At 42.9% G+C, this 12974-nt stretch carries 6 protein-coding genes; 5 read left to right on the top strand and 1 reads right to left on the bottom strand.

Features of this window, described 5'->3' with window-relative positions:
• Positions 1-18 precede the first annotated feature (18 nt).
• A complete protein-coding gene (locus R3E32_14135; GenBank protein ID MEZ4885868.1) occupies positions 19-1926 on the bottom strand; it encodes a tetratricopeptide repeat protein in 1908 nt (635 codons plus the stop codon).
• A gap of 103 nt (positions 1927-2029) precedes the next feature.
• Here R3E32_14135 and R3E32_14130 point away from each other — a divergent pair, with 103 nt between their 5' ends.
• The 5 genes from R3E32_14130 to R3E32_14110 all read left to right on the top strand — a co-directional run bounded on the left by R3E32_14130 (position 2030) and on the right by R3E32_14110 (position 12964).
• Positions 2030-2470 carry a hypothetical protein gene (locus tag R3E32_14130; protein ID MEZ4885867.1) on the top strand — a complete coding sequence of 147 codons (441 nt, stop codon included), beginning with the start codon at positions 2030-2032 and terminating at the stop codon, positions 2468-2470.
• 175 nt (positions 2471-2645) lie between these two features.
• Positions 2646-6950: a CusA/CzcA family heavy metal efflux RND transporter gene (locus R3E32_14125; protein MEZ4885866.1), complete on the top strand. Its 4305-nt coding sequence runs from the start codon at positions 2646-2648 to the stop codon at positions 6948-6950.
• 8 nt (positions 6951-6958) lie between these two features.
• Positions 6959-8077 (top strand): efflux RND transporter periplasmic adaptor subunit, encoded by a 1119-nt coding sequence (locus R3E32_14120; GenBank protein ID MEZ4885865.1) that lies wholly within the window; start codon positions 6959-6961, stop codon positions 8075-8077.
• Between the two features lie 191 nt (positions 8078-8268).
• On the top strand, positions 8269-9885 hold the full coding sequence (locus R3E32_14115; GenBank protein MEZ4885864.1) for a T9SS type A sorting domain-containing protein: 1617 nt from the start codon (positions 8269-8271) through the stop codon (positions 9883-9885).
• A 157-nt stretch (positions 9886-10042) separates the two neighbouring features.
• Complete coding sequence (locus tag R3E32_14110; protein MEZ4885863.1) at positions 10043-12964, top strand: hypothetical protein; 2922 nt, start codon at positions 10043-10045, stop codon at positions 12962-12964.
• Positions 12965-12974 lie beyond the last annotated feature (10 nt).

Here is a 12974-nt window from a genome sequence, read left to right as displayed (position 1 = left end):
GAATTCTTTGAATTAAATCTACTCCAACCCCTCCAAATACCCCTTCTCCAACTGCTCCCCCAATTCCCGCGCCTTTTTTGCATCTGCCAAAGCTTTCTTTTTGTTATCCAAAGCCTTGTAAGCCTGCGAGCGACTCACATAGAAAGTTCCATTTTTGGGTCTGCGTTGAATCGCTTGGGTAAAATCGGCAATAGCAGCAGGAAAATTGCCCATGTTTTGCAGTGCCAAACCCCGCCAATAAAACGCCAAAACGTGATTTGGGCTTAGGCGAAGCAATTCATCAAAATCCGCCTTTGCTTGAGGGTATTGCCCCAAAACACTGTGTACCACTCCCCTATTCAAATACCCATCCTCATAGTTTTTGTTCAGTTCGAGCGCTTTGTCGAGGTCTTGCAGGGCTTTTTGGTATTGCCCCATGCGGTAGTAAATCGCTCCACGGTTGCCCAGAGCACGGTGGTTTTTTGGGCGAATTTGCAGGGCTTTATCGTAGTCTTTAAGGGCAAGCAGGTCTTTGCCGAGCCGAAAATAGAGGTTGCCACGGTTGTTGTAGGCATCCACAAAACCGCTGTTCACTTTGATGGCTTGGTCATAATCCGCCAATGCTTTTGGAATATCGTTTTTGCGGCCATAATAATCTGCCCGATTCACCAAACCCTGCCATGCACGAGGGTAATGCTCAATCGTATAGGTCCAAAGTGTTTCATCGTTTTTCCAGACTTTCGAGTGCTGAAAAGTATAAAAAGCCAAATTGAGAAGATACAAAGCAGAAATGCTTAGAATGACCGTCTTCGATTGCGGAAATTTTTGCAGCAAATAATTCAAGCCCATTCCCATCACAAAAAACAAACCGAGGTAGGGAATATAGGTAAACCGATCGGCTGTAAAAGCTGCTCCTGCTCCTACTACCTGCAATACAAACACCACATTGAACAAGAAAAACAAAAAGCCAAAAGCAAGCACTCTCGTATGTTTCAAACTCCAAAGCACTCCTGCCGTCACCGCCAACAGCACAAGAGGCGCAACATAATAAACCGTTGGCAACCAACCTGCAATACGATTGGGATAGGGATAAAAAGTCGCCATTGGATACGGAACAAACAGTTTGTAGAGATAGACACACAGATTGTAGGGCGCAAACAATAGTCGCTCACTCAAACGGAATACATCATTGGAACCCAATGCCCCCGTTTTGTCCAAAAAAAACACACCCATCAAACCGAAAGTCAAAGACAAAAGGAAAAAAGGTGTTTTCTCCAACAACAGCCTGAAACTCAAACGGCGTTTGAAGTAATAATCTAAAGCGAGCAGGGAAAGGGGCAAAGAAACGGCTTGTATTTTGGAGAACAAAGCAGGGATAAACAAAGCAAAACACCACCAAAAATATTTCCTAGCTTTTTGCCTCTGCTTTTCCTTCAAAGCCCTGATTCTGTAGGTGTAGGCTATCAATGCTGCAATGTAAAACAAGCCAAACAACACATCTTTGCGTTCGGTAATCCACGCCACTGATTCTACCCGCATGGGATGTATGCCAAACAAAAGACTGACAAAAACCGCTACTTCCCAGCGAATCCGCATCGCCAATATCAACCAAAACACCAAAGCTGTTGCGCCTAAATGCAGTAGGACATTGTTGAAGTGATAAGGAAAAGGATTGAAGCCAAACAATTGTTTTTCAATAGCAAAGGTAAAAATTGGCAAGGGATTGTAGTTACTTCCAACGGTGCTTGTAAATATTTTCCGAACCGTTTCAAAGGACAAAGGTTTGAGTTGATTGTTGTTGGTAACATACACCCCATCATCCCAAGTGCGAATGAAATCACTGGTCAAGGTTGGAGTGAAACACAAAAAAGTAATCACCAAAATAGCAGCCAAAGCCATCCATTGGTGTGTTTTTTGTGGAAAAGTTATTTTTGAAGGATTGAACATAAGTGATTATTGGCTGATTTACAGAAACCTTATAGAAGGACAAATATAGAAAATCAGTAGAGATTTTACTTTTCTATTCTTATAATGTAAGAAATGTTGCTTTATGAGAAAAGAAAAAAAAACTTACCTTTGCAGAAAAATAGACTCTATCAAAAAAATAGGCAACATATTATTTTTTATAGCAGGTTTTTTCCTCTTTCTGCACAATGTTACACCTCATTTGCACCACAGCGAAATGAGTGAAACAAAGCACAATCAGGAACACCAAGCGGCTAACAATCTGTTTGATTGGCTGTCTTTGACCTTTCACAACGATATGGGTAAAGGGCATTTGGAATGTTTTTCTCAGGGGGATAATTTTGAATTTCAGTCTGATTTTCAACTCCTTCTATGGGACGCACTTCCATTGTTTGCTCACTTGCAAAATCTTTTGATGGAAGATGCCGCTATTTCCTTCAACCTTGAATTCCAAACAAAGGACAATCTACCAGCTCCGTATTATTTTTCCCCTTCCCCTCTTCGTGCGCCTCCTTGTCTCGCTTAATTGAAGAACCATTTTTCTTATTTATCAAAGATTTTAGTGATAGGAAACTTTTGAAGTTTATTCTTGAATATATGAGATGTCTGAAAATCCATGTATTCTTAAAAGGAAACTTCAAAAATCTCTTTCCTCTCGCCATCCAAATCTTTTAATTTTCAATTAAAGCGTACAAAAAAATATGTTTGATAAAATAATTCGTTTTTCACTGGAGAACAAACTTCTGGTGATGCTCGGTGTATTGGCACTGATTGTCATTGGCGTTTTTTCTGCCTCCAAAATTCCCTTAGATGCCGTACCCGACATCACCAACAATCAGGTGCAAATCGTCAGTACCGCCCCCACTTTAGCCCCTCAAGAAGTCGAGCAGTTGATTACCTATCCGCTCGAAGCAGCTATGACCAACATCCCAAATGTATTAGAAGTGCGGTCCATTTCTCGCTATGGATTGTCGGTCATCACCATCGTTTTTGAAGAAAGCGTCCCTATCATGACGGCTCGGCAATACGTTCAAGAACAACTCAATGTGGCAAAAGCCGAATTGCCTACGGACTTGACCGAACCCGAATTGATGCCCATTACCACAGGTTTGGGCGAAATCTATCAGTATGTCTTGACGGTAGATAAAGCACACGAACACCAATACGATGCCACCAAACTACGCACCATCCAAGATTGGATTGTCAAGCGTCAACTCAATGGTACAAAAGGAGTTATTGAAGTTAGCAGTTTTGGTGGTTATTTGAAGCAATACGAAGTCGCCCTCAAGCCCGACATGCTCAAAACCTATGGACTGACGATTCCCGATGTACTACACGCTTTGGAGGAAAACAACCAAAACAGCGGCGGAAGTTACATCGAAAACGGTCCCTACTCTTTCTACATCCGCACCGAAGGCAAGGTTGCCACCATTGAAGAAATCAACAATATCTTGGTAAAAAACCAAGCAGGCGTTCCCATCAAAGTGAGCGATATTGCAGTAGTTGGCATAGGTAGTGCCAAGCGTTACGGTGCAATGACCATGGACGGAAATGGAGAAGTTGTTGGAGGCATTACCTTGATGCTCAAAGGTGCAAATTCGTCCGAGGTGCTTCAAAACGTAAAAACCCGAATCGAAACCATCGCCCAATCTCTACCCGAGGGAGTAACAATTTACCCCTACTTGGATCGCTCTAAACTCATCGGCAAAACCATTGACACTGTTCGGACCAATCTGACAGAAGGCGGTTTGATTGTGATTTTCGTCTTGTTGTTGCTACTCGGCAATCTACGAGCAGGCTTGATTGTGGCATCCGTCATCCCACTTTCCATGTTGTTTGCCCTCATCTTGATGCGTTATTTTGGCATTTCCGCCAATTTGATGTCTCTGGGAGCGATTGACTTTGGGATTGTCATTGATGGAGCGGTGATTATTGTCGAAAGCCTGCTGCACACATTGACCCTCGGCTATCTCGGCAAAAAACTCAGTCAATCCGAAATGGACGACATCGTGCAAGTTTCCACTTCAAAAATTTACCGAGCCGCAGCCTTTGGCGTATTGATTATTTTGGTGGTATTCATCCCGATTCTCACCTTAGAAGGCACCGAAGGCAAAACCTTTCAACCTATGGCACAGACTGTAGGTTTTGCCATTATCGGTTCGATGATTCTCTCCTTGACCTACGTACCTGTGATGGCATCGCTGTTTTTGAGCAAAAAAATCAAAAGTGAAAAAAACTGGGCTGACCGATTCATTGATTTTTTGAAGAGAATGTACCAACCTACCCTACGCTTTTCCTTCAAAATCCCAGTGCTTACCATATTGGCTACCATCCTTATGTTTGTATTTTCTCTGTTCTTATTCAGTCGTTTAGGAGCAGAATTTGTACCAACATTGGAGGAAGGTGATATAGCCATGCAGCAATCCATCAAGCCAGGGAGTTCGCTCAACGAAAGCATACATACTTCTACAATGGCTGAAAAAATCCTTTTGGAGCATTTCCCCGAAGTCGAGCATGTAGTTTCCAAGATAGGAACTGCCGAAGTTCCGACCGACCCTATGGCAATTGAAGATGCAGACATTATGATTATTCTGAAAAACAAGGAAGAATGGACTTCTGCCGATTCGAGAGAAGAATTGATGGCAAAAATGAAGGAAAAACTTGCGCCCATCACCTGGGCGGGTTTTGAATTTACCCAGCCCATCCAACTTCGCTTCAATGAGTTGATGACAGGCGCAAAATCGGATATTGCCATCAAAATATTTGGCGAAGATGTCGCCTTGCTGAAAAGCAAAGCGGATGAAGCCGCTCAAATCATCCAGCAAATCAATGGTGCAGGGGATGTAAAAGTAGACCAAACCGATGGTTTGCAGCAACTTTCGGTACAGTACAATCGAGGAAAATTGGCGCAATATGGCGTGAATGTTTCGGAGGTCAATCAGGTTATTCGAGCAGCGTATGCAGGCGAGCAGGTCGGAGATGTTTTTGAAGAAGAGCGAAAATTTGACTTGGTGGTGCGAATCGCTCCCGAATATCGACAGTCCTTAGATTTGGCACAATTAACCATCAACACCGTCAATGGACAGCAAATTCCTATCAATGAAATTGCCAAAATTGAAACCATTGAAGGTCCCATGTTAATTTCTAGAGAACAAGCTCGCCGTTTCATCACCATCGGAGTCAATGTACGAAACCGAGATGTAGCGAGTTTGGTAGAGGACATTCAGGGGCAATTGACTCAACAATTGAAACTTCCTGCAGGATATGAAATTCAATACGGCGGACAGTTTGAAAACCTTCAAAACGCCCGCAATCGCTTGTTAATTGCTGTCCCCATTGCATTGGCACTCATTCTATTATTGCTGTATCTCGCCTTTTCTTCGGTAGTAGATGCCCTGATCATTTTCATGGCAGTGCCTTTGTCGGCAGTTGGAGGAATTTTGGCATTGTGGATGAGAGGAATGCCCTTCAGTATTTCGTCAGGAATTGGTTTTATCGCTTTGTTTGGTGTATCGGTGCTGAACGGAATTGTTTTATTGAGTGCCATCAAACAATTAAAATCTGTTGATTTTGAAGACCTTAAGAAACTAATCAGCACTGCTTGTTTGTCCAGATTGCGTCCTGTGTTGATGACCGCATTGGTGGCAGCATTGGGTTTTCTGCCGATGGCGATTTCGACAGGCAATGGAGCAGAAGTACAGCGACCTTTGGCGACAGTCGTGATTGGCGGATTGATCAGTTCTACGCTGCTCACCTTGGTCATTTTACCCACGCTTTATTACCTGCTTTTCAGAAAAAAATGGCTCAAAAAAGCTGTATTGACCTTGCTCTTTCTTTTGGGCTTCAATGGGATTTCTTATGCCCAGAGCCTCGAAAATTTTGAAGAAGTATATGAATATGCTTTGACGCATCACCCACTAATTCAAAACCTTGCATTGGAGAAACAGAGCGAAGCCTTGAACAAAGATGCAATCGGTCAATGGTCGCCTTTTTCGATGGAATACCAAGGCGGACAAATCAACGATTTGGGCTTTGATCACCAAGTCAACATCCGTCAAGATATCAGTCCTTTGCTTCAAAAAAAGGCACAAACGGCAGAAAAAGAATTGATTGACAGTAAAATAGCTTTATTAGATGCCGAACAAAAATGGATGCTCACCGATCTAAAATTCGACTTGCAAGCTGCCTACAATGATTGGCAATACTGGAACAGTAAACAGCAGTTGGGCGCAGACATCCTTCAATTGTACGAGACATTACAGCCCAAAATCGAATTGCAGCACCGAGTCGGAGAAATTGACATCGTTGATTTTGAACTGTTCAACAGCGAAAAAATCAGCCTCCAACAGACTCAAAACCAAACCAAAAGTCAGACAGAATTGGCAGAAGCGAATATCCGAAAATTGGCTTTATTGGAGGATAGCATTTCATTGAAAGCTACAACTTTGCAGCCTTTAGCCAAAAATGAAGTGATTTTGGATGCCGACAAAAGTATTTACCTGCAAGTGTATCAACGCAAAAAGGAAGCATTGGACAAACAAATTCAGCTCGAAAACATCAGCTCGAAGCAAGCCCATTGGAGTGCGGGATATTTTGCCCAATCACTTCAAAAAGCCTTTGTTTTTCAAGGCATTGCAGTTGGTGTTCAAATTCCGATAGATAGGCGAGCGAGTAAGGTGAAAATGCAGCAATGGGAGATGGACCAGCAGATGCTCCACAACAAACAAAGTCTTCAAATCCAACAATTTGAACACGACATTGCTGTCTTGAAGAATCATTTACAAAGCCTTGAGCAATCCATTGAAGTCCACATAAATACACTCCTCCCCAAACAAGCCATTATTTTGGAAAAGGCGAGAAAACAGTATGAACAGGGCGAGATTGATTTTTTGCGGTTTAGCCAAATACAAGAGCGTTTGCTCGCTCGTCAAAATACCTATTTGGAGGATGTAAAGTCCTTCAATGAGCAAGTGCTTCAACTCAATTATCTAACACAAATTAAATAAAATCAGCAATGAACAAAATATATTTCATTTTAATTATCACCTTATTTTTTCAGGCTTGTCAACATTCAGACGAGCCACAGGAAACCACTGCAATTGCAGAAAATACAGCCGAATCAGAGGAAGAAAATGCTCCTTTGTTGGTGAAAGACGTTTTGGCGGCTAATTCATCGGTCAAAATTGGGGGGTTGCAAATCAAAGTCATTCAACAAGATGTGAGTTGTACGGGGCGAATTGAAGTGCCCCCAACCGAGTTAATGTCGGTACACAGCAAAAGTGAGGGTTTCATCGAACACCTTCAATATTTGCCAGGAGATTATGTCAAAAAAGGAGCTTTGTTGTTTACGATTGTGAATCCCAATCTAATCGAAAAACAGCGTATTCTATTGGAAACCAAAGCCGAATTGATATTGGCGCAAAAAGACTTTGAGCGCAAACGTTTGCTGCAATCGGAAAACGCTACGCCCCAAAAAACCTTTGACGAAACGCTTTCTCGAAAAGATTTTTTGACCGCCAAATACAAGGGATTGAGGAGTGAATTGGAGCTATTAGGTATTGGAGTAGATGCTTTGGAGCAAAATCAAGCTTTTCAATCTAAAATATCCATTTATGCCAATCAATCGGGCTATGTACATGAGGTTTTTGTGAACAAAGGGCAGATGATACAACCGCAAGATAGACTAATGGAAATATCCAATAATGACCACATTCACTTGGAGTTGCAGGTATTGTCCAAAGATGTTCCTTTGTTGAAAAAAGGGCAGAAAGTGCTGTTCAGTTTGCCAGATAGTCCCAAACAGTTTGAAGCAGAAATTGTGAAACTCAATCCTATGATAGACGAAGAAACGGGTACATTGAAGGTGCATTGCCATATCGAAAAAGGACAGGGTGAAATTGCAAAAGCGGGAATGTTTGTCAATGCGGAAATTGAAGTAGCTCCACACGAAGTAGTCGGTTTGCCTTTGGAGGCTGTAGTGAAAGAGGGAAATGATTATTATGCGTATTTGATTGAAGGCGATTTGTTCAAAAAACGATTGTTGGAGGAGGTGCAAGTAAATAGTGATTTTGTAACCTTCAAAGAACTGAACTCACAAGAAATGGTCGTTGCAGGAGCCTATTATTTGGAGTAGTGATTTGTTTTTAGACTTTGGACTTTGGACGAAAGAAGTGGGAAGCGATATAGGAGATATATCGCTTGTCTCATTTTTACGCTCCCTCGTCCAAAGTCTAATTTCTCTTATATTTCTAGCTACAACGTAACCTTTGTTACACAGCTAAAGAATGAAGCTGCCTATTTTTACACAGTCAAAAAACAAATCAAATGAGAAATATACTTTTAGTTTTCGCACTTTGGATATCATCATGGAACATCCATTCACAAACTCCCTTCAATATTCAATTAGAACCCATTGATATTGAAGGAGTAGGAGGCATACAGTCCTACGCTTTTGGACAGCACAATGGCAAATGGCTCATTGTAGGCGGGCGTTTGGACGGATTGCACCAAAGACAACCCTTTGCAGCCTTTGATGCGTCGGGAAACAATACCCAGTTGATGGTCATTGACCCCGTAGCAGGACAATCGTGGGCAACTCCATTGAGTTCATTGTCAGTCGGTATGCGGGAACAATTGAGTTCCACCAACATGGAGTTTAATCAAGAGGGAGATTATCTATATGTCATTGGAGGCTATGGATATAGCAGTACAAAAGGGGAACATACGACCTACGCTAATTTGACCGCCATCAACGTTCCTGCTACGATAGAAGCGATTGTGAACGGAACTGATTTTGCAGAGAATTTTAGGCAAATTACAGACCCACAATTTGCAGTTACAGGCGGGCATCTCAATAAAATAGGTGCGGTTTACTATTTGGTAGGCGGACAAAAATTTGAAGGTAGCTACAACCCGATGGGACCTGACCATGGTCCAGGATTTACCCAAGAATACACCGATGCCATCCGAAAATTTGAAATAGACGACGATGGGACAACTCTAAATATCAGACATTTAGAGGGCATCACTGATACCGAAAACCTCCACCGCCGAGACTACAATGTAGTGCCTCAAATCATGCCCAATGGCGAAGAAGGATTGACGGCTTTTTCGGGAGTTTTTCAGAAAACGGCCAATGTTCCCTTCCTCAATTGTGTGAACATTGATGCGGAAGGTTATGAGGTAAACAATTCATTTTCTCAGTATTACAACCATTACCATTGTGCCGTATTGCCTGTATTCGGTGCCGAACAAAACGAAATGCACACCGTATTTTTTGGAGGTATTGCACAGTACTACGAAGCGGATGGAGTCTTGGTGCAAGACGATGAAGTGCCTTTTGTCAAAACCATCGCAAGGGTGACGAGAACGGCAGATGGCACGATGACCGAATACAAGCTCCCTGTGGAAATGCCCGCTTTGTTGGGCGCAAGTTCGGAGTTGATTCCCATTGAAGGGCTGTCAAAATATGCCAATGGAGTATTGAAACTGGATGATTTGGAGGCAGATACGACTTTGGTGGGCTATATATACGGCGGCATCAGCAGCTCGGCAAAGAATATATTTTGGAGCAATACGGGAGCGCAGAGTGAAGCGAGTAGCCAAATTTTCAAGGTATTTGTGGTGAAAGAAAAAACCGTTGGAATAGATGAAATCAACCTTCAAAGCATTGCAGACTTGCGAATGCAAATGTACCCGAATCCCTACAATGGCGTGTTGAATATTGACTTTCAGATGGCTTATCAAAGCGAGGTTGAGCTTCAAATTTTTGACATTGAAGGAAAAATCGTGCATGAACAGAAAGTTCCCAAAAACGAAACGGTTGTTGGCAAAAATCATCTATCGCTCACTTTGAAGGAAATGGAATATGGTACAGTATTACTAGTTAAGTTGGCTACAAAGAAAGACCACCTTACGCAGAAATTGATTATCAATGATTAGCCTCATCTTCCTTGATCGTTTTTAAGGAAATTTTTGAGACATGAGCAAACTTCAATAAACCGAGATAGAATAGAAAATAGTGTTTGAGAAGGTTGTAAAGAAGTCAAATAATTGCTTATCTTTCTCCGAATAATCAAAACCTTTACCATTATTCCCTATGAGAAAACTGCAATTACCCACATTCTTTACATTTATCTTATTCATTTCCTTTTCCTTCAATTCCGATATGCACGCTCAAAAACAACCCGCTGCAACGAAAGCCATCAAACGCATCGCAGATTTTGACCAACGGCAAGCACTCCAAAAAAACGCCATTGTCCAAAACATCCCTTTTCGCTCAGTAGGACCCACGGTGATGAGTGGACGTGTGACCGATTTGGCGGTCAACCCCAAAGATCCCACTCATTTTTATGTGGCTTATGCTTCAGGCGGATTGTGGGAAACCAAAAACAACGGCACAACTTTCTCTCCCGTTTTTGACAATGAGGCAGTTATGACCATTGGGGACATAGCCGTCAATTGGGAAACTAGCCCTCAAACGATTTGGGTTGGAACGGGTGAAAACAACTCCAGCCGCTCGTCTTATGCAGGCATGGGCATGTATAAAAGCGTGGATGGCGGCAAAAATTGGCTGCAATTGGGTCTGTTGGAGTCACACCATATCGGAAGAATCGTCTTGCACCCCAAAGATGCCAATACTGCTTGGGTGGCAGTGTTGGGGCATTTGTATTCTCCCAACGAAGAACGGGGGATTTACAAAACAACCGATGGCGGAAATACTTGGAAACAAACACTCTATGTGGACGAAAATACAGGCGGCGTTGATTTGTTGATGGAAGGTGATAACCCAGAAGTGCTTTTTGCAGCCATGTGGCACCGAAGCCGTCGAGCATGGGATTTTGTAGGTTCAGGCGAAACATCAGGCATTTACCGAAGTGTGGATGGTGGCGAAAATTGGACACTCATGACAACTCCCGAAAGTGGTTTTCCGACAGGAGAAGGTGTGGGGAGAATCGGTTTGGCGCACCACAAAGACGGCGGCATTTATGCGGTGTTGGACAATCAAAACCGCAGAAAAGACGAGGATAAAGACGACGAAAAGGACAAACTGACCAAAGACGAGTTGCGGCAAATGACCAGAGAATTGTTCATAGATCTGCCTGTAAAACGCATTGAAGCCTTTTTGAAGGACAATGGTTTTCCTAAAAAATACACTGCCGAAAAAGTCCAAACGATGGTGAAAGACGGTCAAATTTTGCCGATTGCTTTGGTCGAATATTTGGAGGATGCCAATTCACAATTGTTTGATACGCCTGTTATTGGAGCAGAAGTCTATCGCTCGACTGATGGCGGCAAAACTTGGAAAAAAACGCATGAGGACTATATTGATGACTTGTATTATTCCTACGGTTACTATTTCGGTCAAATCCGAGTCGCTCCCCAAACGCCCAACAAAATCTACATCATGGGTGTGCCTATTTTGCGGTCAGAAGATGGTGGCAAAACCTTCAAATCCATCAATGGCGACAATGTGCACGCCGATCATCACGCTCTTTGGGTCAATCCCGACAAAAACGGACACTTGATAAACGGCAATGATGGAGGAATCAATATTTCGTATGACGATGGCGAAAGTTGGATCAAATGCAATTCCCCTGCCGTTGGGCAGTTTTATGCCATCAATGTGGACATGGCCGAACCCTACAATGTCTATGGTGGGCTGCAAGATAATGGCGTTTGGAAAGGAAGCAGTGAGTATGAAGCAAGTACGGCATGGCATCAATACGGAGTGTATCCCTACAAAGGGCTTTTGGGAGGTGATGGAATGCAGGTAGCGATTGACACTCGTGACAACAATACAGTTTATACAGGTTTTCAGTTTGGGTATTATTACCGCATTGATGTTGAAAAAGACGATTACGAATTTATCCGACCTGTGCATGAATTGGGTGAACGTCCGCTTCGCTTCAATTGGCAAGCACCAATTCACCTATCCGTTCACCAACAAGACATTGTGTATTTTGGCTCCAACAAATTTCACCGCTCCATGAAGCAGGGCGATGATTGGCAAACGCTTTCGGGAGATTTGACCAAAGGCGGGCAAAAAGGAAATGTTCCGTATGGCACTTTGAGCACGATTCATGAATCGCCCTTGAAGTTTGGCTTGATATACGTCGGTACAGATGATGGCAACATTCACATCACCAAAGATGGCGGCTACAATTGGACCAAAATTTCGGACAAATTGCCAGAAGATATGTGGGTCAGCCGAGTCGTTGCTTCTGCCCATCAAGAAGGTACGGTTTATGCTTCCTTAAATGGCTACCGTTGGGATGACTTCAATGCCTACGTGTATGCCTCGTTTGACTACGGCAAAACGTGGAATCAAATTGGTAAAAACTTGCCAAAAGAACCCGTCAATGTTATCAAAGAAGACCCCAAAAACGCCAATGTTTTGTATGTTGGCACTGATCATGGTGTGTATGTGTCGCTCGATAAAGGGCAAACTTTCATGGGCATGACCAAAGACTTGCCTGCTGTTCCTGTGCATGATTTGGTGGTCCATCCGACTGCAAATGATTTGGTAATTGGTACACATGGACGCTCAATTTACATCGCTCCCATCGAACACCTCCAAAAAACCACGCCTTTTATTTTGTCCAAACCTTTGTATGTATTTGACATTGAATCCATTTCTGCAAGCAGTCGTTGGGGAAATAAACGCAATGCTTGGCGGGAGGCAGATATTCCAAAAGTAAAAATTCCTGTCTATGTGAAAGATGCGGCTACGCTGCAATTGAAGGTCAAAACAGCGGATGGTTTGGTATTGAAGGAGTGGGAACAACCTGCTACTTCGGGCTATAATTTTGTGGAGTACGATTTGAGCCTTGAAGCGGATAAAGTTTCGGATTATGAGAAGGAATTGAACAAGGAAACCTCCCTTAATCCCTCCGAGGGAGGGAAATCTTTGACATTGAAGAAGGCGGACAATGAGGTGTTTTATTTGAAGGCGGGGAAGTATCAGGTGGTGATTGAAGGGAATGGGGAAAGTGTGGAAGAGGGATTGGAGGTGAAATAAAAGCGAATAA

Source organism: Chitinophagales bacterium, assembly GCA_041392475.1.
GTDB lineage: Bacteria > Bacteroidota > Bacteroidia > Chitinophagales > UBA2359 > JAUHXA01.
Note: the sequence above shows the minus strand (reverse complement) of the source record. Positions and strands in the feature narration are given on the sequence as shown.